Below are 25,353 nucleotides of genomic sequence, written 5' to 3' on the forward strand. Positions count from 1 at the left end.
GTCAGGCCGCGCTGACCCAGACCGCGCCGAGCGCGAGCGCCGCGATGAGCACCCAGGAGGCGAGTCCCGTCACCAGCGCCCGCCAGCCGGTGCCCACGAGCGTGCGGAGGCGGACCGCCGTGCCCAGGCCGAACAGCGCCATCGCCAGCAGGACCGTCTGCAGGGTGTCCGCGCCGTCGGTGACCGCGGGCGGCAGCGGGACGAAGGTGCGCACCAGCACGGCGACGAGGAAGCCGGCGACGAACAGCGGCACGATCGCCGGGCGCTTCGCCGCCGGGTCCCCCTCCACGTGCCTGCGCCGCTCCACGACCGCGGCGACGGCGACGATCGGGGCGAGCATGAGCACACGGGTCAGCTTCACGACGACCGCCACCGCGAGGGCCGCGGCCCCGGCGATCTGCGCCGTCGCGACCACCTGGCCGACGTCGTGCACGCCCGCTCCGACCCAGTGCCCGAACTGCTGCGCGTCGAGGCCGAGTTGATGCCACAGCAGCGGCAGCACGAAGATCGCGAGCGTCCCGCACAGCGTGACCAGCGCGACGGGAGTGGCGGCCTCCTCGTCCTTGGGCTTGACCACGCCGCTCATGGCGCCGATCGCGGAGGCGCCGCAGATCGAGAACCCGGTGGCGATGAGCAGCGGCTGGTGGCCGGGCAGGCCGAGCAGCCGCCCGATCCAGAACGTGCCGGCGAACGAGACGAGCACGACGGCGACGGTCGTCAGGATGGCGACCCAGCCGAGCCCGGCGATGTCGCCCAGGCTGAGCTTCAGGCCGAGGAGCACGACGCCGATGCGCATCAGCCGCTTCGCGCTGAGCGAGAGGCCGGGCGCGAGCACGCCCGTGACGGCGGGGCGCGCAGCCGGGAGCTGGCCGACCACGATGCCGAGCACGACCGCCGCGGTGAGCAGCGGCACCGCCGGCGCCAGCCAGTGCACACCCCACGCCGCCGCGGCCGCCAGGGCGCAGACGATGAGCCCCGGGAGCCAGGGGAGCGGTCTGCGGACGGCGGCCGGGGAGGAGGTCACCGATCCATTCTGCTGCCCTCGCGGTCAGAGGGCCGACAGCAGCGTGGTGCCGTTCGGCACGCCGAGGCCGGTGCAGGCGTCCCACCCGGCCGTCGCGGCGAAGGCCCCGTTGTCGCCGACCGTGATGTCGCGGAAGCCCGCCGCGACCTGGCCGGAGCGGACGGAGTCGTACAGGGCCGGCTGCGCGAGCCCGAGCGGTTTGCCGGTCGACTGCACGAGCCGGGCGACCAGGGCGGCCCAGAGGGGAGCCACGGCGCTGGTGCCGCCGATCACGGTGTCCTGACCGTCGACCCGGATGCGGTAGCCCGTCTGCGGGTCGGCCACCGCGGACACGTCGGGCACGCCGCGCCCGCCCGGGCCGTTCGTGGAGCCGCCCGCATCGGTGCCGTCGGCGCCGCTCGGCACCCCGACGCCCCTCTGCCAGGAGGGAAGCGGGAAGACCGCGCTCACCCCTCCGCCGGTCGCGCCGCCGCCGGTTCCGTTGTTCCACACCGTCTCGGACCGTACGGCCCCGGTGGAGGCGTCCGCCTCCAGCCGCGTGCCGCCGCAGGCCAGCGCATGCGGAGACGACGCCGGGAAATCGACATGCGGACGGCCGTCGCCGACGCGGTCGCTGCTGCCGTCGTCCCCGGCCGCGACCGTGGTGGTCACGCCGAGTGCGGCGGCGTCCTGCAGCGCCTGGTCGAACGCGGTACGCGCCTGCGGCGTCCACTGGTCCTCCGACTGGCCCCAGCTGATGCTGATGGCCGCCGGCGTCGGGTCGGCGTGCGCGGCCGTCGAGACCGCGTCCAGGAACCCGGCGTCCGTGTTCGGGGCGAAGTACACGACGATGGATGCCTTGGGCGCGAGCGCGCCCGCGACCTCGATGTCGAGCATGACCTCGCCGTCGGCGCCGTTGGGGTTGCCGTCCGGGGCGTTTGAGCCGCCGTCCACCCCGACCGCGGTGACCGAGGGGGTCGGGATGCCGAGGCCCGCGAAGTACGTGTCGAGGTCGGACTGCACGTACCCACCGCCGAGCTCGATGATCGCGATGGTCTGCCCGCTGCCGTCGGTGCCCTCGGGGAAGGAGTACACCGTCCCGAGCTGGGGCGGCGTGTAGCTCGTGTTCACGGCCGCCGCGGGCACGTAGCGGAACTGCGTCCGCGCCTGCGGCCGGTCGTCGAGGCCGAGGACGGCGGTGACGACGCCGTCGAGGGCGGCGGGGATGCTCAGGCCCCCGGTGCGCTGACGGTACGTCGGCGCGTTCTGCCCGTCGTCCTCCGGGGTGGACTGGGCGAGGTCGGTGCCGAAGACCCGGGCGACCGTCTGCACGGGACCGGAGACGCGGATGCGGCGCGCGCCCGCGTCCACCTCGTCGACGGTCAGGCCGAGGCCTTCGAGCGTGCTCCGCACCAGCTGCACGTCGTCCGGCGCGGCGCCGTAGCGGTCGGCCAGCTCCTGGCGCGAGAGGGGATGCGCGAACGCGCTCTCCGGCAGCTCGGCGCGCCTGCGCAGCACCAGCGTCGCGTCGACCCGCACGTCGGGAGCCAGCCCGCCGTGGGCGCGGAAGCCCGGGCGGGCGGGGCGCTCGCTTCCGGGAAGGGGGACGAGGTCGAGGGGCTCTTCTGCGTCGGTCATACCCCTCGGTCTACCACCGGCCCCCGACAGCCGGGAGAGGGGCGGCTCAGACCCAGCTGGGCAGCCACATGTGGATCTGCCAGAACCAGAACGGCACCTGCTGACCCGTCCAGATGGGCCAGAAGAACGCGCTCACCACGGCGCACGCGGCGAGGAAGACGCCGGTCCAGAGGATGCCGCGCCGCCTGCGGTGCTCCGGATCGGTGCGTCTGCCGAGCGCGATCCCGATGACCGCCGTGAGCGCGAGGATCAGGTACGGCTCGAACGCGATCGAGTAGAACGTGAAGATCGTGCGCTGCATGTACAGCCACCAGGGCAGGTAGCCCGCCGCGAGGCCGGTCAGGATGAGGCCGTAGCGCCAGTCGCGGTAGCGGATGAGCACGTAGACGAGGAAGAGGATGGCGGCCGTCCCGGCCCACCAGATCAGCGGGTTGCCGAGCGAGGTGATCGCGGCCGAGCAGGCGTTGGCCGTGCAGCCGTCCTGCCCGTGCGTCGTGCCGACGTAGTACATGCTCGTCGGCCGCAGCATCAGCGTCCAGCCGAGCGGGTTCGACTGGTACGGGTGCGGCGTGTGCAGGTTGATGCTGTAGTTGTACATCTCCGTCTGGTAGTGCCAGAGGTTCTGCACCCACAGCGGCACCCAGCCCAGCGCCCCCGTCCACTGCATGTGGACGCTCTGCGCCCAGTCGCGGTAGTAGCCGCCGGAGGTGAAGATCCAGCCGGCCCAGGTGGACACGTACACCACGAAGGCGAGCGGGACCATGAGCACGAAGGTAGCCGGGGCCTGTTTGAGCAGTGCGCCGCTGACGTAGAAGGGCAGCCCCTCGCGGCGCCGGGCCACGGCGTCGACGACCACCGTGTAGACGGCGAAGAACGCGAGGAAGTAGAAGCCCGTCCACTTGACTCCCGCACACAGACCGCACAGGATGCCGGCGGCGATCAGCCAGGGGCGCCACCACAGCACAGGACCCCACGCGGGGTCGCGTCCGGAGGCGCGGGCTGCGGCGACCTTGGCCGCCAGCCGCCCGGCCGCCCAGCGGCGGTCGAGCAGGATGCAGAAGAACGCCAGCAGGCCGAAGAACATGACGAAGCCGTCGAGCAGCGCGACCCGGCTCATCACGATGGCGTGGCCGTCGATCGCGAACAGGAACCCCGCGATCGTGGCGAGCATCGTCGAGCGGAACAGCATGCGTGCGATGAGGAACACCAGCAGCACTGCGATCGTCCCGGCGATGGCGGTGGAGACCCGCCAGCCGAACGAGTTCGCCGGTCCGGTCGCCGCCATGCCGAGCGCGATCAGCCACTTCCCGAGCGGGGGATGGGCGACGAACGACGGATCATGCGAGAAGATGCCCGTCTCGCCGGCGGCGAAGCGCGGGTCGGCCTTGTCGGGCCAGCTGCCCTCGTAGCCGAGGTTCCAGATCGTCCACGAATCCTTGACGTAGAAGGTCTCGTCGAAGACGAGCGTGTGCGGGGCGCCCAGGTTCCAGAGCCGCAGCACGGCCGCCAGGAGCGTCACGGCGACGGGTGCGCCCCAGTACCAGAGGCGCAGGCGCGTCGGTGTGCGCAGCATCCGTGCCCACCAGTCATCCAGCCGGGTGCCGGCGCGTTCGGGGGCGACGTGCGCGGCCGGGGCGTCGGTCAGCGGGGCGGAGGTCACCAGGCAATGGTAGGGGCGCGCGGCTGTGGTTCGCCTTTCGGCTGCCAGACTAGAGGCCATGATCATCCTGGCCGCCACCCCGATCGGCAATCTCGGGGACGCCTCCCGCCGGCTGGTCGAGGTGCTGGAGGAGGCCACGGTGGTCGCGGCGGAGGACACCCGCGTCGCCCAGCGGCTGCTGGCCGGACTCGGCGTCTCCAACCGGCCACGGCTGATCGCCGTGCACGACCACAACGAGCGCGACCGCGCAGCAGACCTCGTCGAGCTCGCCCGTGACCAGGACGTCGTGCTGCTCTCCGACGCCGGCATGCCTACGGTCTCCGACCCGGGTTTCCACCTGGTGGAGGCCGCGGCCGCCGCAGGCGTCGGGGTCACCGCGCTGCCGGGCCCGTCGGCCGTGCTGACGGCGCTCGCCGTCTCCGGCCTGCCGACCGACCGCTTCACCTTCGAGGGCTTCCTGCCGCGCAAGCAGGGCGAGCGTCACACCGCCCTGCGCGCCCTCGCCGCCGAGGCGCGCACGATGGTGTTCTTCGAGTCGCCCAACCGGCTCGCCGCCTCTCTGGCCGACATCGCCACGGTGCTCGGCGACGACCGCCGGGTCGTCGTCTGCCGTGAGCTGACGAAGCTGTACGAGGAGGTGCGTCGCGGCACGGCGGCGGAGCTGGCCGCCTGGGCGGCCGAGGGCGTCCGCGGCGAGATCGTCGTCGTGGTGGCCGGCGCGCCGGCCCGCGCGGCGGACCCGGAGGCGGCCGTCGAGCAGGTGCTCGCCCTCGTGGCCGCGGGGACGCGGCTGAAGGACGCCGCCGCCGAGGTGGCCGAGGCGACCGGGCTGGGAAAGCGCGACCTGTACCAGGCCGCGCTCGCCCGCCGGAGCTGAGGGGACGATCACGGCACGACGGTGATCGCGATGTCGGGCGTGTGGGTGAACGACTCCGTCAGGACTCCGCCGCTGTAGGTGCCGGGCTCGAGCCCCTCGATCGTCACGTCGACGTACTGCGGACCGCCGGTCGAGGTCGCGACACCGGACGTGAGCAGCGCGGGCAGCTTCCAGGAGCCGTCGGCGGTCGCCGGCGCGATGCGGAACCCGTACTGCTGCCCGGCGGGGATCGACCCGGCCGTGAGGCGAAGCGTCTGACCGTTGCGGACCGTAATGCCCTGCGGGCCGGAGGTGCCGATCGAACTGCTCTGCGTCCGCGGCTCGGACGGCGCGGCCGTCTGCGCAGCGGAGGACGGGGTCGCCGTGACCGGCGGCAGCAGCGCTGCGGAGCTGTCGGCGTTCACCACCGTCGTCTCGGCCGTCATCCACTCCGCGATGTCGATGTCGTCCGTGTAGTTGCGCTCCGGCTCCGGGGCCAGTTGGCCGGCGGCCGACTTCGGCCGCTCCGCCGCGGCGAGCAGGTCGGCCACCGTACGGCTGATCGTCTGCCCCTCCTGGGCCGTTTCCGTCGCCTGAAGGACGTAGTTGTAGTGCTCATCGTCCTGGTGCAGCACGAGCGCGAGCACGCCGACGAGGAGCCAGTTGTAGTCGCAGATCGGGTCGCCCGTGTGGCAGACGGCCGACTTCGACGGCCCGGAGACCGAGTAGTAGCCGTTGTCGGTGCGCTTCTCGTCGTCGGTGGAGACGTAGCGCAGGAAGCCGTTGCCGCCCGCGCCGTTCCCGTGGTTGCCGGTCTGGCTCTGGAACTGCAGCGGGTCGCCGAAGATCTCCGACAGGGCGATGTTCTTCGGCCGCAGCTGGGTCAGCCAGCGCGCCGCGATCGCGCCCTGCGAGTAGCCGAGCACGACGAACTTCGGGCTCCGGCACCCGGCGGCGGTCTGCGCGGCCACGGTCTTGTCGATGTACTCCGCCGTGCTCACCGCCCCGGCCCGCGCCGAGTCGCCCAAGGTCTTCTTGACGGCCCCGACATCGGCCGTCTTCGGCACGGCGACGGCCGGGTAGCCCTTGCCCGTGCCGAACTGGTTCGGGCCGACCGCGACGATCGGCACCTCGTCGATCCGCGGGTTCGGAGCTGTCTTGCCGCGGCTCTGCGTCGCGTACGACTGCAGGGCGCGGGAGAGCGTCTTGCCCTCCCAGCCGCTGGTCTTCACCGTCGTGCCCGTGTAGCCGGTCGACAGCGCGGTCTCGCCGCTGCCGCGGAAGGCCAGGATCTGCACCGGCGTGCAGGTCGTGGCCGCCGCCGCGGGAGTCGCGGCGAGCAGGAGCGAGGCGGCGAGGGCGGAGAGGGCGGAGAGTGCGGCGATCGGCCGTCGGTATCTGTGCGTCATGCACCCAGAATATGGATTTAAATATCGCGTGGGAGTTATCCCCAGGATTTCCTCCGGAAGCGCTCTCCACAGGCTCGGTAACACACCTCCTCGGGTCGCCGCGCGCCCGTAGGATAGTCACCATGTCCGACGGCTCCTCGTTCTACATCACCACGCCGATCTTCTACGTGAACGACGTCCCGCACATCGGGCACGCCTACACAGAGGTGGCGGCCGACGTGCTCGCCCGCTGGCACCGCCAGGCGGGCGACGACACCTGGCTGCTGACCGGCACCGACGAGCACGGCCAGAAGATCCTGCGCACCGCCACCGCAAACGGGACGACGCCGAAGGCCTGGGCCGACAAGCTCGTCGGCGAGGAGTGGCTGCCGCTGCTGAAGACGATCGACATCTCCAACGACGACTTCATCCGCACCACCGACGAGCGCCACGAGGTCAACGTCCAGAAGTTCCTGCAGAAGCTGTACGACGACGGCTACATCTACGCCGGCGAGTACGAGGCGCTCTACTGCGTCGGCTGCGAGGAGTTCAAGCCGCAGAGCGAGATCGTCGACGGCACGGGTGAGTACGAGGGCCAGAAGGTCTGCGCCATCCACTCGAAGCCGCTGGAGCTGCTGCAGGAGAAGAACTACTTCTTCCGCATGAGCCAGTTCGCCGACCGGCTGCTCTCGCTCTACGAGGAGCGGCCCGACTTCGTGCAGCCGGAATCGGCGCGCAACGAGGTCGTCAGCTTCGTGCGGCAGGGCCTGAGCGACCTCTCCATCTCGCGTTCCAGCTTCGACTGGGGCATCAAGGTGCCGTGGGACGAGTCGCACGTGGTCTACGTGTGGTTCGACGCGCTGCTCAACTACATCACCGCCGTCGGCTATGGGCAGGACGACGAGGAGTTCGCACGGCGCTGGCCGGCGAATCACCTGGTCGGCAAAGACATCCTCCGCTTCCACGCCGTCATCTGGCCGGCGATGCTCATGGCCGCGGGGCTCGAGGTGCCCAAGCGCGTGTTCGGCCACGGCTGGCTGCTCGTGGGCGGCGAGAAGATGTCGAAGTCGAAGCTCACGGGCATCGCGCCGACGCAGATCACCGACACCTTCGGGTCGGATGCGTTCCGCTACTACTTCATGCGCGCCATCAACTTCGGGCAGGACGGCTCGTTCAGCTGGGAGGACCTCGCCGCGCGCTACCAGGCGGAGCTGGCCAACGGCTTCGGCAACCTGGCGTCGCGCGTCATCGCGATGGTGACCCGCTACTTCGAGGGGATCGTGCCGCCCGCGGGCGAGTACCAGGAGGTCGATCTCCACGTGCAGGAGGTCGTGCGCACCGCGGCGGCCGACGCCGACGCGGCCATCGGGCGCCTCGCCATCCACGACGCCCTCGCGGCCATCTGGCGCATCGTCGACGAGCTCAACGGCTACATCACCGAGCAGGAGCCGTGGACGCTGGCGAAGGACGAGGCGCAGCGCGAGCGCCTGGGCACCGTGCTCTACACGGCCGCCGAGGGCCTGCGCGCGCTCGCCGTGCTGCTGTCGCCGGTGATCCCGGGCGCCACCGCCAAGCTCTGGGAGGCGCTGGGTGTCGAGGGCGAGCTGGGCGCGCTCACCGCGCAGCCGCTGCGCACGGCGGGCGACTGGGGCCGGCTGCCGGCCGGCACCGAGGTCAACGGACTGGCGGCGCTGTTCCCGCGGATCGACGCGGAGGCGGTCGCCGCCGTATGACGGACCCGTCGTTCGTCCGCCAGCGGCACGTCACCGACGGCCGCGACCTGGCGTACCCTCCGCTGCCCGAGGCGCTCACCGTGCCGGTGTACGACAACCACACGCACCTCGAGATGGCCGACGGCGTGGAGCCGCTCGACTACCGCGAGCAGCTCGACCGCGCCTCCAGCGTCGGCGTGCGCGGCGTGGTCCAGGTCGGCAACGACGTGGAGACCTCGCGCTGGTCGGCCGAGACGGCGGCGATCGAGCCGCGGATGCTCGCCGCGGTCGCCCTGCACCCCAACGACGCCCCCGACTACGCCGAGCGCGGCGAGTTGGATGACGCCCTCGCGGTGATCGACGAGCTGGCCGGCCGGCCGCGGGTGCGGGCCGTGGGGGAGACCGGGCTCGACTTCTTCCGCACCGAGGAGGGGCCGCGCCGCGACGCGCAGTTCCGCTCCTTCGAGGCGCATATCGAGATCGCTAAGCGGCACGGCATCGCGCTGCAGATCCACGACCGCGACGCGCATGCCGCGGTCGTCGCGACCTTGAAGCGCGTCGGCGCGCCGGAGCGTACGGTCTTCCACTGCTTCTCCGGCGACGTGGAGCTCGCCCGCATCTGTGCCGAGAACGGCTGGTACATGTCGTTCGCCGGCACCGTGACCTTCAAGAATGCGCCGAACCTGCGGGAGGCGCTCAAGGTCGCTCCCCGGCACCTGATCATGGTCGAGACGGATGCGCCCTTCCTCACGCCGACCCCGTTCCGAGGCCGCCCGAACGCGCCCTACCTCATCCCGTACACGCTGCGCGCGATGGCGGAGGTGATCGGCACGGACGCGTCGACGCTCGCCGCGCAGATCAACTCCAACACCGAGCTGGTCTACGGCCGCTGGGACAGCGAGCCGGTCGGGCCGCCGCCGACGCAGCCCATCGGGATCATCGCGTGACCGAGCTGCGGCTGCTGGGCCCGGCGGAGATCCGCGACCTCGCCGAGCTGCTCGACGTCACCCCGACGAAGAAGCTCGGCCAGAACTTCGTCATCGACGCGAACACGGTCCGCCGCATCGTCCGGGTCGCCGAGGTGCAGCCGGGCGACAGCGTCGTCGAGATCGGCCCCGGCCTCGGCTCGCTCACCCTCGGCCTGCTCGAGGCCGGCGCACAGGTGACGGCGGTGGAGATCGACGGCCGCCTGGCCGCTCAGCTCCCGCTGACCGTGGGGCAGCTGGCTCCGGAGGCGGCCGAGCGGCTGACCGTCGTGCACCGCGACGCGCTCGCGGTCGACGAGCTGCCGGCCGATCCCGTCCGGCTGGTGGCGAACCTCCCGTACAACATCTCCGTGCCCGTCCTGCTGCACTTCCTGGAGCACTTCCCGAGCCTGCGCTCCGGCGTCGTCATGGTGCAGGCCGAGGTGGGTCACCGGATCGCGGCGCAGCCCGGGTCGAAGGTGTACGGCGCGCCGAGCGTGAAGGCGGCCTGGTACGGCGTCTGGCGCACGGCCGGGCAGGTGAGCCGGCAGATCTTCTGGCCGGTGCCCAACGTCGACTCGGTGCTGGTCGGCTTCGAGCGCCACGAGACCCCGCCCGGGGACGAGCAGCTGCGCAAGCGCACGTTCGCCCTGGTGGATGCGGCGTTCCAGCAGCGCAGGAAGACCCTCCGCCAGGCCCTGGCCCCGGTGTTCGGCGACCCGACCGCGGCCGCCGACGCGCTCGAGCGGGCGGGCCTGTCGCCGACCCTGCGCGGCGAGCAGCTGGCCCTCGCCGACTTCGCCCGGCTGGCCGCCGTCTCCCCGGGCTGACCGCAACCGCCCGGACGTTCTGCGCCCGGCCGGGCACCGCACAGCGCTGAGCGCTTCGGGTGTGTAGGTTGGAAGCATGGTGGACGGCTGGGACGTTGACAGCGTGCACGTTCGCGCGCCGGGCAAGATCAACGTGTTCATGCGCGTCGGTGCGGTCATGGAGGACGGCTACCACGACGTCGCGACCGCCTACCAGGCCGTGTCCCTCTACGAGGACGTGCGCGCCTACCCCGACGACGAGTTCTCGGTGGGCTTCAGCGGCAGCATCGACACCGCCTCCGTGCCCCTCGACGAGTCCAACCTGGCGATCAAGGCCGCCCGGCTGCTGGCGAAGCGCACCGGCTACACCGGCGGCGTCCGCCTGGAGATCGAGAAGCACGTGCCCGTCGCGGGAGGCATGGGCGGGGGGTCGGCCGACGCGGCCGCGACACTCGTCGCCTGCGATGCGCTGTGGGGGACCGACGTCGGCCGCGACGAGCTGCAGACACTGGCAGCCCGGCTGGGCGCCGATGTGCCGTTCGCGCTGCTCGGCGGGACCGCGATCGGCACGGGACGCGGCGACCGGCTGAGCCCTGCGCTGGCGACCGGCCAGTTCCACTGGGTGCTCGCCCTCCCCGGGGGCGAGCTGAGCACGCCCCAGGTGTACCGGGAGCTCGACCGGCACCGCGAGCGGCACGCCGGCGACATCGCGCCGGCGCAGCTGACTCCGACGGTGGACTCCGGCGTGCTGCAGGCCCTGCGCGCCGGCGACCCGGCCATGCTGGCGGAGGCGCTGACGAACGACCTGCAGGCCCCGGCCATCCACCTCGTCCCGGAGCTGGCGGACGTCATCGAGCTGGGCGAGACGAACGGCGCGCTCGCGGGCATCGTCTCCGGCTCCGGACCGACCGTGGCGTTCCTGACCTCCGACCTGGATTCGGCGATCGACCTCCAGATCGCGCTGAGCGCCGCGCGCGTGCATGCCGTGCGCGCGACCGGCCCCGTCCACGGCGCCCGCGTCGTCGGAGACTGACGAAGACGAAGAGACCGGCCGGAGCCGTCGGGTCTGCCCGAGGATGCCCGGCCGCAGGCCGCGTCGGGTTGAGACGATTCGTCGAGAAGGTGAGAAGCGTTTCCACGTCCGGGACCGGGCATCCCAGGTGTCTTCACACTATCCACCGCTCGCCCGCCGATCCCAGCCGAGACGGCGAAACCGTCAAGACTTGACGGGCCGCCTCCGCGAGAGGGCGCGAAGCTCGCGGCGGGAGCGCAGACCGAGCTTGGCGAGGATGTTGCGCACGTGGAAGTTCACCGTCGTGACCGACACGTACAGGTGCTCGGCGATCTCCTTGTTCGTCATCCCGGTCGCGAGCGCGTGGGCGACCTGGCGCTCCCGCGTCGTCAGGGTCGCCAGCGGGTCGGTGGAGGTGGTGACCGCGGTGGTCTCGTCGAGCAGCCGGACCGTCCGGGCGAGGTAGCCGGAGGCGCCGAGTCGTCGGAATGTGGCTGCGGCGGACTCCAGCAGTGCACGGGCGCGAGCCGCCTGCGTGCCGCGGGCGGCGGCGGCGAGGCGGCCGGCGTCGAAGGCCGCGATCGCCTGGGGTAGCGGGAACAGGGCTCCGGCCGGGTCGGCGGCGGCCTCCTCGTAGGCCGTGCGCGCGTCGGCGGTGCGGCCCTCCGCCTCCAGCACCCGGCCCTCGAGCCAGCGTAGCGAACCGTAGTAGGGACGCCAGAGCCCGGGCGCAGCGGCCGCCTGGTACGCCGTGCGGGCGTCGGCCGCGCGGCCCAGCGCCGCCAGCGCGTCCACCCGGTAGGTCAGCCAGCCGAGCGTCGACCCGCGGTTGCCCGCGGCCTCGGCCTGCTCAGTCGCGGCCAGCTGGTCCTCGGGTCGGCCGAGGGCGCGCGCGAGCTCCGCGCGGGCCAGGTACGGCAGGTCGCCGTCGTACGAGCCCGTGATGCGCGGGTCGGCCTGCGCCGCCGCGCGCAGCCGCTCCTCGACCGCCTCGGCCTCGCCGCGGCCGGCGCGCACGAGCGCGGACGTCCACAGGGCGATCGGCCAGCAGGAGAGGTCGGTCTCGTCGAGCGCCAGGGCGACGGCGGTGTCGGCCAGCGTCACCGACTCCTCCCACTCGCCGGTGAGGTACAGGATGTGCGCGTAGATCGTGCGGGCGAAACCGGCCGTCCAGCTGCCCGGGTAGCGGCGCACGAGGTCGTTGGCCTGCGCCAGGTCGGCCCGTGCCCGCGCCAGGTCGCCGCTCATGATGAACACGCGGCAGCGAGCCACCAGGGCGTCGATGGCGGCGGGCGACTCGTGGCCCACGATCAGCGCGTCGAGCTCGGCGACGAGCGGGACGAACAGCTCCGGCCGGCGCGCGTGCGCCGCCGAGATGACCGCCCAACCGAGCAGCCGCGTCAGGTCGTCCTGCGGAGCGGCCAGCCAGCGCAGAGCGGGATCGGAGACCTCCGCCGGGTCCGGGCTCTCGGCGATGTGCCGCCGGGCCGCCTCCAGGTGGTCGAGCACCGCGGGGAAGTCGCCCATCGCCATCAGCACCTTCGGCAGAGCCTCGGCGACATGCGAGCGGAGGGCACGCTCGTCGGGCGTGGTGGCGGGGCGCTCCTCGAAGGCGAGCGCGAGCGTGAGCGCACCCGGGAGGTCGCGCGAGAGGGTGCGGATCTCCAGCAGCACGGCGTCGCGGGTCGGGGACGGCGTCGCGGCCTCGTACGCCGGCCGAAGCTCCAGGATGCGCTCGTGCATCCGGAACCGCATCGCGATCAGGCCCAGTTCGAGCAACGCCCGCTCCGCCTCGCCGTCCGACGCCAGGTCGACGGCGGAGCGCGCGTAGCTGAGCGCCTGCTCCGCCTGCCCGAGGTCGGAGGCGGACAGCGCCGCGGCGAGCAGCTCGTCGATCAGGGTGGGGTCGGCGCGGTCCGCCGCCTCCACCCGGTGACGCAGGGCTCGGTGCCCGGAGAGCACGTCGGCCGCCACCCGGTGGATGGCGACCCGGCGCTCCAGGGTCAGCTCGGCCGCGAGGGCGTCGGCGAGGATGGCGTGCGCCGGCTCGACCCGCACCACGCCGTCCCGCGTCTCGGCGAGCACCAGTCCGCGCGCCACGGCGCCCGGCACGTCGACCTCGACGCCGAGGCGTGCGGCGATCGTCCCGACCACGGGCAGCGGCAGCGGGTCGCGCAGCACGGCGACCAGCTCGGCGGCGGTGCGGACGGACGGGTCGGCGCCCTCGAGGGACGCGGCGATCGCGGTCGACAGCGGGGTGATCGCCGTCGCCGGGAGGTCCCAGCCCGCCGGGTGCAGCGCCTGCGAGAACGTGTCGCGCAGATGCCCGAGCAGCACGCTGAGCAGCAGGGGCGAGCCCTGCGTCGCCTCGGTGAGCCGGGTGGCGGTGCGCCGCGACACCGGGTGGCCCAGCAGGTGCTGAGCGAGCTCCTGGGTGTCGCCGACCGTCAGCGGCGTGAGGTCGACGCGCGCGTGGTTGGCGGTCACGTCGGCGACGTCGTCGAACAGGGTCACCAGGCTGCTCTGCTGCGGCCGGGAGGCGGCGGTGAACAGGAAGCCCTGGTGCGAGAGGCGCCGGACGACGAAGCGGAGGGCGCGCGCCGACGGCTCGTCCACCCACTGGGCGTCGTCGACGACGAGGCAGACGGGGCCGTCGATCGCGTCGATGGCGTCCAGGAGGAGACGGCCGACCGTCAGCGGGTCGTCTCCGGGAGCCGGGGGCCGGATGGCGGCGCCGCGGCCGCCGGTGGCGCTCGCACCTCCCGTGCGCAGGGCGTTCAGCCCGCGGACCAGCGTCTCGACGGTCGCGTAGGCCAGGTCGGACTCGAAGGAGTCGGCGTGCACCCGCAGCACGGTCCAGCCGTCGAGCCGCTCCGCCACATCCGCGAGCAGCGCCGTCTTGCCGAGGCCCGCCTCGCCGGTGACGAGCACCGCGCCGCCCTCGTCGCGGGCCCGATGGGCCACCAGGAGGATGGTCTCGCGCGCGCGGTCCCGTCCGAAGAGGGGCCGCGGGCCGGCCCGGTTCTCGTCGGTCACGCGTGGCTCCTGTCCCTGTCGGCCGCGTCGGGTCGGGTGCGGTCGAGTCCCTGGATCATCGCACAGCGGGAGGAAAGCTTCGTTCCCCAGTCCGGGGGTGCGGCGTGTCGCTAGCCCTCCAGCTGCTCGGACAGCTCCAGCCAGCGCGTCTCCAGGTCGGCGATCTCGCCCTCCAGGGCGCGCAGCTCGTCGGTGAGCCGGCCCAGGCCGACGTAGTCGCTCTGGTCGTGGCGCGCGAGCTCCTCGTGCTTGGCCGCGACCTGGTCGGTGACCTTGGCGAGCCGCCGGTCGAGCGCCGACAGCTCCTTCTCGGCGGCGCGCAGCGCGGAGCCGGTGAGCGCCGGGGTCGCCGTCGTCGCCGCCGCCTCGGCGACCGGCGCAGCGCCCGACTCCGCCGCGCTCTGCGCCCGCCGCAGCCGCAGGTACTCGTCGACGCCTCCGGGGAGGTGGCGCAGCCTCCCGTCGAGGATGGCGTACTGCTGGTCGGTCACGCGCTCCAGCAGGTACCGGTCGTGGGAGACGACGAGCAGCGTCCCGGGCCAGGAGTCGAGCAGATCCTCCATCGCGGCCAGCATGTCGGTGTCGAGGTCGTTCGTCGGCTCGTCGAGGATCAGCACGTTCGGCTCGTCGAGCAGGATGAGCAGCAGCTGGAGGCGGCGCTTCTGGCCGCCCGAGAGGTCCTTCACCGGGGTGGAGAGCTGCGCGTTCGAGAAGCCCAGCCGCTCCAGCAGCTGCCCCGGCGTGACCTCCTTGCCGCCCGCGAGGTACGTGGTGCGCTTGGTGGCGACGACCGCGCTGACCCGCTCCTCCTGGACGTCGTCGAGCTCGGCGAGTTGCTGGGTCAGCGTGGCGATCTTCACCGTCTTCCCACGCTTCACCGTCCCCGAGTCGGCCCGCACGGTGCCGGCGACGAGCCCGAGCAGCGTCGACTTGCCCGCGCCGTTGACGCCGAGGATGCCGGTGCGCTCGCCCGGCGCGATCCGCCACTCGACGTCGCGCAGCACCGTCTTCGGCGGGTACGACACGGACACGTCGATGAGGTCGACGACGTCCTTGCCAAGCCGGGCCGTCGCCATCGTGGTCAGCTCGACCGTGTCGCGCGGCGGCGGCTCGTCGGCGATGAGCGTGGCGGCCGCGTCCATCCGGAACTTCGGCTTGGACGTGCGCGCGGGGGCTCCTCGGCGCAGCCAGGCGAGCTCCTTGCGCATGAGGTTCTGGCGCTTCGTCTCGGCGACGGCCGCCATCCGGTCGCGCTCCACCCGCTGCAGCACGTACGCGGCGTAGCCGCCCTCGAAGGGCTCCACGATCCCGTCGTGCACCTCCCACGTGGTCGTCGACACCTCGTCGAGGAACCAGCGGTCGTGCGTGACGACGACGACCGCGCCGGAGCCCGCGGCCCAGCGGGTCTTGAGGTGCTGGGCGAGCCAGGCGACGCCCTCCACGTCCAGGTGGTTGGTCGGCTCGTCGAGGAAGAGGATGTCGTGGTCGTGCACCAGCAGCGCCGCCAGCGCCACCCGGCGCCGCTGCCCGCCGGAGAGCTCGCCGATGGTCGCATCCCAGCGGATGTCGGAGACGAGCCCGGCTAGGACGTCGCGCACCCGCGGGTCGCCCGCCCACACGTGCTCCTCGCGGTCGCCGACGATCGCGTGCCCGACGGTCAGCTGGGGCGGGAGCTCGTCGCGCTGGTCGAGCATCCCGACGGTCACGCCGCGCCGCCTGGTCACCCGGCCGGAGTCCGGCTCCAGGCGGCCCGCGAGCAGCTGCAGCAGGGTCGACTTGCCGTCGCCGTTGCGGCCGACGACGCCGATCCGATCGCCTTCCGAGATGCCGAGTGTGACGGAGTCGAAGACGGTGCGCGTCGGGAACTCCAGGTGCAGCGCTTCCGCGCCGAGAAGGTGTGCCATGAGGCTGTCAAGCCTACCCGGGGGTGTCAGGGCGCCTCGAACAGCTCCAGGGCGGCGTTGTAATAGGCGCCGGTCGTACCGAGGCGCCGCATCCCGATCCGCTCCGCCAACCGCTGCGACGGGAGGTTGCCGGGATAGGTCACGGCCACCACGCGCGGGAGGCCGGAGGCGAGGGCCGCGGCGAGCAGCGCGGACGCCGCCTCGGCCGCTCAGCCGAGGCCCCAGTGGTCGGGGTGGAAGTGCCAGCCGATCTCGGCGTCGGCCGACGGAAGTAGCGGCTCCGGGCCGGAGGCGGGGATCGGCTTCGCCATGACGGTGCCGACGGCGACGCCCGTGCCGAGCACCTCGACGACGCGGTAGGCGGACCGCGCGTCCTCGCGTGCCTGCAGCCGCTCGACGAGGTCGCGTCCCTCCTCCGGACGCTCCATCGCGCGCGGTGCCCGCCCGAGGAAGCGCGCCACCTCCCAGCGCGAGTACAGATCGAACGCGAACGCGGCGTCCTCCGCCCGCCAGGGGCGCAGCAGCAGGCGAGCGGTGCGGATGTCCGGCTCGAGCATCCGGCCAGCCTAGTGCGGCGGTTAGACTCCCGCCATGGTCACCCACACCGTCGTGAACCAGGCACCGCCACGCGTCGACATCGACGAGTTCGCGGCCAATGCGCCGCTGCGGGAGGGCGTCGAACGGCTCGACGCCGGGTGGGCGGCGAGCGCGCTCGACGAGGTCGGCCGGCTGGTCGGCTCCGCCGGGTTCCAGCGGGATGCCGAGCTCGCCACCGTGCACGAGCCGCAGCTGCGCGCGTTCGACCGCTGGGGCGAGCGCATCGACGAGGTCGAATACGACGACGGCTACCACCGCGTCATCGCGGCGGCCGTGGCCGCAGGCGCCCACACCTCCGCGTGGGCCGAGCCCCGGCCGGGTGCGAACGTGGCCCGCGCGGCCGCCTTCATGCTGTTCGCCCAGGTCGAGCCGGGGCACGCCTGCCCGGTCTCGATGACGCACGCGGCGGTGCCCGCGCTGGCCGCATCCGGCGCGCTCGCCGCCGAGTGGATGCCGCGCCTCCTCAGCCGCGAGTACGACGGGCGGCTCCGCGCGGGCAAGAGCTCCGCCCTGTTCGGGATGGCCATGACCGAGAAGCAGGGCGGCTCGGACGTGCGGGCCAACACCACGCGCGCGCTCGCCGACGGCGACGGCCGCTGGCTGCTCACCGGGCACAAGTGGTTCTGCTCGGCGCCGATGTCCGACGCGTTCCTGGTGCTCGCGCAGACGGCCTCCGGGCTGTCCTGCTTCCTCGTCCCGCGGGTGCTGGAGGACGGCGACCGCAACGTCTTCCTGCTGCAGCGGCTGAAGGACAAGCTCGGCAACCGCTCCAACGCGTCGAGCGAGGTCGAGTTCGACGGGACGGTCGGGTACCTGCTGGGGGAGGAGGGACGCGGCGTGCGCACCATCCTGGAGATGGTGAACCGCACGCGGCTCGACTGCGTGTACGGCACGGCGGCAGGGATGCGGCAGGCGGTCGCGGAGGCCGCCTGGCACGTGCGGCACCGCTCCGCCTTCGGCGCGAAGCTGGTCGACCAACCGGCGATGGCCGCCGTGCTCGCGGACCTGGCGCTGGAGTCGGAGGCGGCCACGACGGTCGCGCTGCGGCTGGCGCGCGCCCACGATGCGGACGCGCCGGACAGCGACGCCGCCTTCCGCCGGCTGGCGACGGCGGTGACCAAGTACTGGGTCTGCAAGCGCGGACCCGGGCACGCGTACGAGGCGCTGGAGTGCCTCGGCGGCAACGGCTACACCGAGGCGTTCCCGCTGGCCCGGCGGTACCGGGAACAGCCGGTGATGGCGATCTGGGAGGGCTCGGGCAACGTCATCGCGCTCGACGTGCTCCGGGCGCTGCGGCGGGAGCCGGCGGCCTGGGAGGCGTTCGACGCGGAACTGGCGGGCGCCCGCGGGGTGTACCGCACGTTCCACGCGCACCACGATCGGCTGCGCGCCCGGGTGGCGTCGTGCGTCGCGGGCGCCGATGCCGACCCGGCGGGTGCCGAGGCCGCCGTCCGTCCCCTGGTCGCCGCTCTCGCGCTCGCCCTCCAGGCCTCGCTGCTCATCCGCGACGCCCCGGATCCGGTCGCCGACGCGTTCGTCGCGGCCCGCCTCGGCCCCGAGCGCGGCTCCCTCTACGGCGAGCTCCCCTCCGGCCTCTCCCTCGCCCCTCTCATCGCCCGCGCCTGACCCCAGCCGTCAGCTCCTGAGTTGTTCGAGCGACACGCCGCGGCGAAGTCGAACAACTCAGGAGCTGACGGCTGGGGTCAGGAGTCGGCGGGGGTGGGAGCGGGGGCGGGGACGGCGCCGATCGCGCGGTAGAACTCGGAGACGGCCTTGCGGTTGTAGGCGGCGTAGTCGAAGCGGCTGTCCGGGACCGCACCGGCGAGGAACGCGCGCATGCCGTCGGCGACGCCCTCGACCGTCTGCGGGACCACCATGCCACTTCCGACCGGGAGCGCGTTCTTCGCGGAGGCGAACTCCACGGTGACGATCGGCAGCTGCAGCACCAGCGCCTCCAGGAGCACCATCGGCTGGCCCTCGTAGTCGCTGGACAGCACGAAGCAGTCCGCCTTCGCCATGATGGCGTGCGGGTTGCGCTGCATCCCGGTGAGGAACACGGAGCCCTCGAGCCCGAGAGCGGCGGCCTGGGCCTCCAGGTCGCCCGCGAGCGGGCCGGAGCCGACGATCACGAGGCGCGTCTTCGGGTTCTCGGCGTGCACTGCGGCGAACGCGTCGATGAGCCGCGCCTGGTTCTTCTCGGGCGACAGGCGCCCGACGTTGACGAAGGTGGTGACGTCGTCGTCCGCCAGCAGCAGCTCCGCCCAGTCCGGGATGCTCCCGGTCTCCTCGTCGAAGGTCAGCTCGTGCAGGTCGGCGCCGGCGTTCTCCAGGATGTGCTCGGCGTCGACCGTGTTGAGCGCCGAGACGAACTTCTCCGGCGCCGCGTAATCGGCGAGCGACGCGCGGTTGATCTCCGCCAGGGTGGGGGAGACGGACACCAGGTGGTCGTACTGGCCGTAGAGCGTGAAGATCTGGGTGAGGCTGTGCAGCATCCGCTTCTCGCCGTTCACCTCGCGGTGCGCGTCCGACGCCAGGTCGTTGTGCAGCCAGATCGCGCGCTGCGCCTCGGGGGAGTGCAGCAGCAGGGTCGCCCAGAACGGCCCGTACCCGGAGAAGTCGACCACGTAGTCGAACCGGCTGTCGCCGAAGCAGCGGTACCACTCGTCGTCCCACAGCCGGTTCTGCGCGGGGATGTCGGCGTGCTGCGCGATGCGCCCGCGCCGGAAGTCGAGGTGCCGCGCGAGGTGCACGAGCTTCGCGCCGTTCATCCCGCCGACCCGGGGGAACTGGCGGACGTCGGGATGGATCTGCCGCTGCTTCGCGATCACCACACCGGACCGGCTCTGCGCGAAGAACGCGGAGACGTCGTACCGCTCGTGGTCGATGTTGTTGAGCAGGTTGAGCGCGGAGGTGGTGATGCCGTTGGGGCGCATCCCGCCCAGGTACAGCAGCACCTTCTCGCGGCCGTCGTCGGCCAGGTCGGTGCGCAGCCGGTAGCCGTCGCGGACGCCGCGGAACACGATGTCGACGACGCGGCGGGAGGCGCCGCCGTCCTCGTAGGGGGTGAACCGGCGCTGCATGGAGAGGTAGCGCTCGCGCGACTCCTCGGGCAGCCGGCCCCCGGCGTCGGCGATGGCGTGCAGCGCGTCGCCGACCTCCCGCGCGGACATGAGCACGGGACCGGGCCACTCCTCCGGCTCGAAGTAGAGCCCGCGGGTGCCCGCGTAGTCGGCGAGGTCGGGCGTGAAGAACACGATCGGCCGGCCGGTCTGCAGGAAGTCGAAGAAGATGCTCGAGTAGTCGGAGATGAGCATGTCGGTCGCGCCGAGGACGAGGTTCGTCGGGATCTCGTTGGGGACCAGCATCCGCGCCAGCTCCGGGCGGTGTGCCGCCATCGAGTGAACGGTCTGGTGCGTCTTCAGCAGCACCGCGTAGCGGCTGGTGTCGAGGCGCTCCTCGATCTGCGCGATGTGCGCGAGGAGGAGGTCGAGGTCGTCCTCCGGCCGCCCGAAGGTCTGGCCCTTCCAGGTCGGCGCGTACAGGATGATCTGGCGGTCGCCGAGCGGGATGCCGGCGTCCACGAGCCGCTGCCGCACGCGCTCCCTGCCGGCGTCGTCGAGGAACTGGCGGTCGATGCGCGGGTAGCCCTCCTCGACCAGCGTCCCCCGGTAGACGCCGGTGAGCTTGTACCCGGTCTCGTACATCTGCTCCGACATGAACGGGTTCGCCGACAGCAGGTAGTCGGCCTGCACGAAGTTGCGGATGATGTTGGCGGTGCCGAGCGCGCCGTCCTCGATGTCGTAACCCATGCGCTTCAGCGGCGTGCCGTGCCACGTGTTGAGGTACACCTGGCCGGGACGCTTGGAGAAGTCCGGCGGGAAGGTCGCGTTGTTGACGAGGTACTGGCTGGTGGCGAGTGCGCGGTAGTACGCGGCGGAGCCGTAGCGGACGAAGCTGACCCGGGGGTCGCCGGCGAACTCCTCGACGGCCGCGCGGTACAGCCGCAGGTCGGAGAGCGCCCAGATGTGGGTGAGGTGCTTCAGATCGGGGGCGGCCAGCAGCTCGCGGAAGACCGCCTCCGGGTTGTCCAGCATCCCGTTGCCGGAGAACGACTCGTAGAACACCGACCCCTGGACGATCGGCTGACGGCGCCAGTGCGCGTGGATCTCGTAGCGCGCGGCGCGCTTGGCCCGGGAGGGGAGTCGCTTCAGTCGGGAGAGTCTCATCAGCGCCGATTTTATGAGAGCGGCATAACGGTCACCTGGGAGCGGTATGTGCCGCTGCTCTGAGGCCGCGACTGCGGCGCCTCGGAACGACTGCGGCGGGTCGCGCGGGCGCGAACGTTCCGCAGGTGCGCAGTCGCCGCGTCACGCCCCGGCGTCGAACCCCAGGCTCAGCTTCCGCAGCAGCGCGGCGAGCCGCTCGGCGTCGGCGGCGGAGAGGCCGCCGAGCAGCTCGGCCTCCGCGTCCACCAGCCGGGTGATGGCCGCATCCACGCGGGTGAGACCCTGCGCCGTCATCTGCACCAGGATGCCGCGGCCGTCGTTCGGGTCGGTGCGGCGCTCGACGAGGCCGCGGGCGACGAGTCGGTCGATGCGGTTGGTCATGGTGCCGGAGGAGACGAGCGTCTGCTGCAGCAGCGACTTCGGGCTCAGCTGGTACGGCGCGCCGGCGCGGCGGAGGGCCGCGAGCACGTCGAACTCCCACGAGTCGAGGTCGGAGCGCTCGAAGGCGCCGCGGCGCGCGCGGTCGAGGTGCCGGGAGAGGCGGTCCACCCGGGAGAGCACCTGCAGCGGGGCGAAGTCGAGGTCCGGGCGTTCGCGCAGCCAGGCGTCCACGATGCGGTCCACCTCGTCACGTGCGTCGGCCATGACCCCATGCTATTGGGGGTCGGCCCTGGGCGCGTCTGGCAGACTGTCACGTGCGCGAAGCGCGCGTTCCGCCTTGGTGTAATGGCAGCACGACAGCCTTTGGAGCTGTGAGGTCCAGGTTCGAGTCCTGGAGGCGGAGCGTCCCGAGACGCCCCGACCCCTGGAGGGACATGACCGACCAGAACCTCGCCATCGTCGTGCTCGCGGCGGGCCAGGGCACGCGGATGAAGTCCGCGACCCCCAAGCTGCTGCATCCGCTCGGCGGCCTGCCGATCGTGTCGCACGTGCTCGCCACCGCGCGAGAGCTGGACGCCGCGCACGTGGTCGCCGTTGTGCGGCACGAGCGCGACCGGCTCGCCGAGGTGATCGAGGCGGACCTCCCGGAGGCCGTGATCGTCGACCAGGACGAGGTGCCCGGCACCGGCCGCGCCGTCGAGCAGGCCGTCGCGGCGCTGCCGGCCGACTTCGCCGGCGACGTGCTGGTGGTCAATGGCGACGTGCCGCTGCTCGACGCTGCCACGCTGCGCGAGCTGATCGAGAAGCACCGGTCGGGCGAGGCCGCCGCGACCATCCTGTCCTCGTTCCCGGCAGACGCCACCGGCTACGGCCGCATCGTGCGCACGCCGGAGGGCCACCTCGACCGGATCGTGGAGCACAAGGACGCCACGGACGACGAGCGCGCGATCGGCGAGATCAACGCGGGCATCTACCTCTTCGGTCTGGCCGCGCTGCGCGACAAGCTGGCGCTCGTCTCCACCGACAACGCTCAGGGCGAGAAGTACCTGACCGACGTCATCGGCCTGCTGCGGGAGGCCGGCTTCGACGTGGACGCGCTGCCGGTCGCCGAGTCGTGGCTGGTCGAGGGCATCAACGACCGCGCGCAGCTGAGCGACGCGGCGGCGAAGCTGAACGCGCTCATCGTGCGCACCTGGCAGCTCGCCGGGGTCACCGTCCAGGACCCGGCGACGACCTGGATCGACGTGAAGACGAAGCTGGCGCCCGACGTCACCATCCGCCCCGGCACGCAGCTGCGCGGCGCGACGGTCGTCGAGACCGGCGCCACGATCGGCCCGGACACCACCCTGCTCGACACCGAGGTCGGCGAGGGCGCGACCGTCACCCGCACCGACGCGACCCTCGCCGTGATCGGGGCGGGCGCGACGGTCGGGCCGTTCGCCTACCTGCGACCGGGCACCGTGCTCGGCGCGAAGGGCAAGATCGGCACCTTCACCGAGACCAAGAACGCGGTCATCGGCGAGGGCACGAAGCTCGCCCACTTCAACTACGTCGGAGACGCCGAGGTGGGCGAGAAGGGCAACCTCGGCGCGGGCGTCATCACGGCCAACTACGACGGGGTGAACAAGCACCGCACCGTGATCGGCTCGCACGTGCGCATCGCCACGAACACCGTGCTCGTCGCGCCGGTTAGGATAGGGGACGGAGCGTACACCGGTGCCGGAACGGTCGTCCGCAAGGACGTCCCGGCGGGCTCACTCGCCATCACCGTCGCCCCGCAACGCAACATCGAAGGCTGGGTCGCGCAGAAGCGGCCGGGCACGGACGCCGACAGGGCTGCCAGAGAGAGCAGTGCTGCGGAAGAGAGCGGAGAGTAAGTGTCAGGGATCACCGCGACCGGCCAGAAACGTCTCGTCCTGATCTCCGGTCGCGCGCATCCCCAGCTCGCCCAGGAGATCGCCGAGTCCCTCGGCAGCGAGCTCGTCCCGACGGACGCCCGCACCTTCGCCAACGGCGAGATCTACGCGCGGTTCGACGAGAGCGTGCGCGGGTCGGATGCGTTCGTCATCCAGTCGCACACGTCGCCGATCAACGAGTGGCTCATGGAGCAGCTCATCATGGTGGATGCGCTCAAGCGCGCCTCGGCGAAGCGGATCACCGTGGTGGCCCCGTTCTACCCGTACGCCCGTCAGGACAAGAAGGGCCGCGGCCGCGAGCCGATCTCGGCCCGCCTTGTCGCCGACCTGTTCAAGGCCGCCGGAGCCGACCGGATCATGTCGGTCGACCTGCACGCCGCGCAGATCCAGGGCTTCTTCGACGGACCCGTCGACCACCTGTTCGCTATGCCGGTGCTGCTGGAGCACATGCGCCGTGAGCTCGACCCCGCGACTCTCACCGTCGTCTCGCCCGACATGGGCCGCGTCCGCGTCGCCGACATCTGGAGCGACAAGCTGGGCGCGCCGCTCGCGATCATCCACAAGCGACGCGACCCGCTCGTCCCGAACCAGGTCTCGGTGCACGAGATCGTCGGCGAGGTCTCCGGCCGCGTCTGCCTGCTGGTCGACGACCTGATCGACACCGGCCGCACCATCGTGAAGGCGGCGGAGGCACTGAAGGCCGCGGGCGCGACCGGCGTCGTCGTCGCGGCGACCCACGCGGTCTTCAGCGATCCGGCGGTGGAGCTCCTGCAGAGCGAGTTCATCGACTCGGTCGTCGTGACCGACACGCTGCCGCTGCCGGAGCACAAGCGCTGGGACAAGCTCACCGTGCTGCCGATCGCGCCGCTGCTGGCGAACGCGATCCGCGAGGTCTTCACCGACGGCTCGGTGACGTCGATGTTCGACGGGGCCGCGTAGCCGCCTCCGCACCGACCGTTTCCCGCACGGCACGCTCGACCCCGTCGAGGCCGGACGAGGAGCGGATGGCTCGGCCGATCCGTGCGCTGCGCTCCGCGTAGGCGGGGTCGTCGAGCACGGTCCGCACGGCCGCGCCGACGGCGGCCGCGTCCGGGCGGTTGGTCGCGAGCTTCACGCCGACGCCCGACCACGCGACGCGGGCGGACACCTCGGTCTTGTCCTCGGTCGTGCCGGCGACGACGACCGGCACCCCGTGCTCCATGGCGTAGTGGATGCCGCCGTAGCCGCCGTTCGTGACGTACACCGTCGTGAGGGGGAGCAGCCGGTCGTACGGCAGGTAGGGGGCGACGCGTGCGTTGGCCGGGAGGTCGCTGCCGAGCTCGGCGACCGGGCGCCCGCCGGTGCTCGCGACCACCCAGACCTCGGCATCGGCCAGGGCTCGGATGGTCGGCAGCACGAGGTCTCCGAAGTCGCGGTTCGCGACGGTCCCCTGCGTGACGTGCACGACAGGCCGGCCGTCGTCGAGGTCGGACCACCAGGCGGGCAGCGCGGTGTCCGACGCCTGCGTGCGCGAGACCGGGCCGACGAAGTGCACCGGCACGCGCAGGTCCGTGCGCGGGTACTCGAACTCCGGGACGGTGAACTGGATGACGCCGTCGGCGTGCGACGGCCAGTCGAGCACGAAGCCGGGCAGGCCGGTGCCGGCCTCCGATCCGGCGCGGACGGCGGCGCGCTGCACGGGCGCGAAGACGACCTTCTCCGCGACCGCGGTGAGGGCGGCGTTGCGGAGCCGGCCGAGCCGGCCGGGCCGGGGCGGCACGCCGAGGCCGAACGGCGCGGCGTCGCGGCTCTTCAGCCCGAGCGGCACGATCCCGAGGTTGAGGAGCGCCGGGCGTTCGGAGCGTGGACGTCCGGCGAGCAGTGCGGCGCCGAGGAACAGGCTCTCCGCGAGCACGGCGTCGATGCCGAGCTGCTGCACCACCGCGTCCACCGCGACGAGCTGGGCGCGCGCCGGCCGCAGGAAGATCTCGGTCATGTCGTAGCGGATGCCCGCGGGACCCGTGAGGCCGACGCGGCCGGGGAAGGCCGCATCCATGTCGGTGTCGTCGTAGTCGGCCTCGGCGGGCAGTCGCAGCGTGTGGGCGCCGGTGGCGGCCGCGCGGTCGAGGTAGCGCTCGCCGGTGAGGAAGTGGACGCGGTGGCCGCGGTCCACGAGCGCCCGGCTGACGGCGAGCAGGGGGGTCACGTGCCCGTGCACCGGGGTGCTGCACAGGAGGATGTCGAGGGAGCGGGCGGTCATGCGGTGGACCT

The 25,353-nt window shown here is 72.5% G+C and carries 17 protein-coding genes, 1 tRNA gene and 1 pseudogene; 9 read left to right on the forward strand and 10 right to left on the reverse strand.

The window, feature by feature from the left end; all coding sequences use genetic code 11:
- Position 1: 1 nt before the first annotated feature.
- The 3 genes from P5G59_RS00260 to P5G59_RS00270 are packed head-to-tail and all read right to left on the reverse strand — an operon-like array spanning position 2 to position 4,301.
- The gene (locus P5G59_RS00260) at positions 2–1,024 is read right to left on the reverse strand and encodes a YeiH family protein (RefSeq protein WP_301214880.1); all 1,023 of its coding nucleotides are present in this window, start codon (positions 1,022–1,024) and stop codon (positions 2–4) included.
- A 24-nt stretch (positions 1,025–1,048) separates the two neighbouring features.
- Positions 1,049–2,641 (reverse strand): S53 family peptidase, encoded by a 1,593-nt coding sequence (locus tag P5G59_RS00265; protein WP_301214882.1) that lies wholly within the window; start codon positions 2,639–2,641, stop codon positions 1,049–1,051.
- 46 nt (positions 2,642–2,687) lie between these two features.
- On the reverse strand, positions 2,688–4,301 hold the full coding sequence (locus tag P5G59_RS00270) for a dolichyl-phosphate-mannose--protein mannosyltransferase (protein ID WP_301214884.1): 1,614 nt from the start codon (positions 4,299–4,301) through the stop codon (positions 2,688–2,690).
- Between the two features lie 58 nt (positions 4,302–4,359).
- On the opposite strand from P5G59_RS00270, the gene rsmI reads away from it, so the two are divergent.
- Complete coding sequence (gene rsmI, locus P5G59_RS00275; protein ID WP_301214886.1) at positions 4,360–5,178, forward strand: 16S rRNA (cytidine(1402)-2'-O)-methyltransferase; 819 nt, start codon at positions 4,360–4,362, stop codon at positions 5,176–5,178.
- A gap of 8 nt (positions 5,179–5,186) precedes the next feature.
- Here the strand turns inward: rsmI and P5G59_RS00280 are convergent, their stop codons facing one another.
- Complete coding sequence (locus P5G59_RS00280) at positions 5,187–6,566, reverse strand: cutinase family protein (RefSeq protein WP_301214888.1); 1,380 nt, start codon at positions 6,564–6,566, stop codon at positions 5,187–5,189.
- Between the two features lie 122 nt (positions 6,567–6,688).
- Here P5G59_RS00280 and metG point away from each other — a divergent pair, with 122 nt between their 5' ends.
- The 4 genes from metG (at position 6,689) to P5G59_RS00300 (ending at position 11,064) form a co-directional block, all read left to right on the forward strand.
- Positions 6,689–8,278, forward strand: coding sequence for a methionine--tRNA ligase (gene metG / locus P5G59_RS00285; protein ID WP_301214890.1), 1,590 nt, complete (start codon positions 6,689–6,691; stop codon positions 8,276–8,278).
- Entirely contained in the window at positions 8,275–9,204 is a 930-nt protein-coding gene (locus P5G59_RS00290) for a TatD family hydrolase (protein WP_301214892.1), read from the forward strand. The genes metG and P5G59_RS00290 overlap by 4 nt, the downstream gene beginning before the upstream one ends.
- Positions 9,201–10,052 (forward strand): 16S rRNA (adenine(1518)-N(6)/adenine(1519)-N(6))-dimethyltransferase RsmA, encoded by an 852-nt coding sequence (rsmA, locus tag P5G59_RS00295; protein WP_301214894.1) that lies wholly within the window; start codon positions 9,201–9,203, stop codon positions 10,050–10,052. The genes P5G59_RS00290 and rsmA overlap by 4 nt, the downstream gene beginning before the upstream one ends.
- A 76-nt stretch (positions 10,053–10,128) precedes the next feature.
- Positions 10,129–11,064, forward strand: coding sequence for a 4-(cytidine 5'-diphospho)-2-C-methyl-D-erythritol kinase (locus P5G59_RS00300; protein WP_301214896.1), 936 nt, complete (start codon positions 10,129–10,131; stop codon positions 11,062–11,064).
- A gap of 183 nt (positions 11,065–11,247) precedes the next feature.
- On the opposite strand, the gene P5G59_RS00305 is transcribed toward P5G59_RS00300, so the two are convergent.
- From P5G59_RS00305 to P5G59_RS00315, 3 genes and pseudogenes are all read right to left on the reverse strand, one after another.
- On the reverse strand, positions 11,248–14,079 hold the full coding sequence (locus P5G59_RS00305) for a helix-turn-helix transcriptional regulator (protein WP_301214898.1): 2,832 nt from the start codon (positions 14,077–14,079) through the stop codon (positions 11,248–11,250).
- A 110-nt stretch (positions 14,080–14,189) separates the two neighbouring features.
- Entirely contained in the window at positions 14,190–15,983 is a 1,794-nt protein-coding gene (locus P5G59_RS00310) for an ABC-F family ATP-binding cassette domain-containing protein (protein ID WP_301214900.1), read from the reverse strand.
- Between the two features lie 26 nt (positions 15,984–16,009).
- Positions 16,010–16,540 (reverse strand): annotated as a pseudogene (locus P5G59_RS00315) (GNAT family N-acetyltransferase).
- Positions 16,541–16,574: 34 nt separating this feature from the next.
- On the opposite strand from P5G59_RS00315, the gene P5G59_RS00320 reads away from it, so the two are divergent.
- Entirely contained in the window at positions 16,575–18,206 is a 1,632-nt protein-coding gene (locus tag P5G59_RS00320) for an acyl-CoA dehydrogenase family protein (RefSeq protein ID WP_301214902.1), read from the forward strand.
- A gap of 77 nt (positions 18,207–18,283) precedes the next feature.
- Here P5G59_RS00320 and P5G59_RS00325 read toward each other — a convergent pair whose 3' ends face one another.
- Entirely contained in the window at positions 18,284–20,806 is a 2,523-nt protein-coding gene (locus tag P5G59_RS00325; protein WP_301214904.1) for a glycosyltransferase, read from the reverse strand.
- A 141-nt stretch (positions 20,807–20,947) separates the two neighbouring features.
- Entirely contained in the window at positions 20,948–21,451 is a 504-nt protein-coding gene (locus P5G59_RS00330) for a MarR family winged helix-turn-helix transcriptional regulator (protein ID WP_301214906.1), read from the reverse strand.
- A gap of 67 nt (positions 21,452–21,518) precedes the next feature.
- Between P5G59_RS00330 and P5G59_RS00335 the strand changes: the two genes are divergently transcribed.
- The 3 genes from P5G59_RS00335 to P5G59_RS00345 all read left to right on the forward strand — a co-directional run bounded on the left by P5G59_RS00335 (position 21,519) and on the right by P5G59_RS00345 (position 24,042).
- Positions 21,519–21,590: transfer RNA gene (locus P5G59_RS00335), tRNA-Gln, on the forward strand.
- 31 nt (positions 21,591–21,621) lie between these two features.
- On the forward strand, positions 21,622–23,064 hold the full coding sequence (gene glmU, locus P5G59_RS00340) for a bifunctional UDP-N-acetylglucosamine diphosphorylase/glucosamine-1-phosphate N-acetyltransferase GlmU (RefSeq protein WP_301214908.1): 1,443 nt from the start codon (positions 21,622–21,624) through the stop codon (positions 23,062–23,064).
- On the forward strand, positions 23,065–24,042 hold the full coding sequence (locus P5G59_RS00345) for a ribose-phosphate diphosphokinase (RefSeq protein WP_301214910.1): 978 nt from the start codon (positions 23,065–23,067) through the stop codon (positions 24,040–24,042).
- Here P5G59_RS00345 and P5G59_RS00350 read toward each other — a convergent pair.
- On the reverse strand, positions 23,999–25,342 hold the full coding sequence (locus P5G59_RS00350; RefSeq protein WP_301214912.1) for a glycosyltransferase: 1,344 nt from the start codon (positions 25,340–25,342) through the stop codon (positions 23,999–24,001). The genes P5G59_RS00345 and P5G59_RS00350 overlap by 44 nt on opposite strands.
- Positions 25,343–25,353 lie beyond the last annotated feature (11 nt).

The sequence above is a fragment of the Leifsonia virtsii genome (genome assembly GCF_030433675.1).
Lineage (GTDB): Bacteria > Actinomycetota > Actinomycetes > Actinomycetales > Microbacteriaceae > Leifsonia > Leifsonia virtsii.

Excerpts from the sequence above, each read along its gene's own strand:
- P5G59_RS00265 (WP_301214882.1), bottom strand. The coding sequence starts at position 2,641 with ATGACCGACGCAGAAGAGCCCCTCGACCTCGTCCCCCTTCCCGGAAGC.
- rsmI (WP_301214886.1), top strand. The coding sequence starts at position 4,360 with ATGATCATCCTGGCCGCCACCCCGATCGGCAATCTCGGGGACGCCTCC.
- P5G59_RS00280 (WP_301214888.1), bottom strand. The coding sequence starts at position 6,566 with ATGACGCACAGATACCGACGGCCGATCGCCGCACTCTCCGCCCTCTCC.
- metG (WP_301214890.1), top strand. The coding sequence starts at position 6,689 with ATGTCCGACGGCTCCTCGTTCTACATCACCACGCCGATCTTCTACGTG.
- P5G59_RS00290 (WP_301214892.1), top strand. The coding sequence starts at position 8,275 with ATGACGGACCCGTCGTTCGTCCGCCAGCGGCACGTCACCGACGGCCGC.
- P5G59_RS00300 (WP_301214896.1), top strand. The coding sequence starts at position 10,129 with ATGGTGGACGGCTGGGACGTTGACAGCGTGCACGTTCGCGCGCCGGGC.
- P5G59_RS00310 (WP_301214900.1), bottom strand. The coding sequence starts at position 15,983 with ATGGCACACCTTCTCGGCGCGGAAGCGCTGCACCTGGAGTTCCCGACG.
- P5G59_RS00320 (WP_301214902.1), top strand. The coding sequence starts at position 16,575 with ATGGTCACCCACACCGTCGTGAACCAGGCACCGCCACGCGTCGACATC.
- P5G59_RS00325 (WP_301214904.1), bottom strand. The coding sequence starts at position 20,806 with ATGAGACTCTCCCGACTGAAGCGACTCCCCTCCCGGGCCAAGCGCGCC.
- P5G59_RS00330 (WP_301214906.1), bottom strand. The coding sequence starts at position 21,451 with ATGGCCGACGCACGTGACGAGGTGGACCGCATCGTGGACGCCTGGCTG.
- glmU (WP_301214908.1), top strand. The coding sequence starts at position 21,622 with ATGACCGACCAGAACCTCGCCATCGTCGTGCTCGCGGCGGGCCAGGGC.
- P5G59_RS00350 (WP_301214912.1), bottom strand. The coding sequence starts at position 25,342 with ATGACCGCCCGCTCCCTCGACATCCTCCTGTGCAGCACCCCGGTGCAC.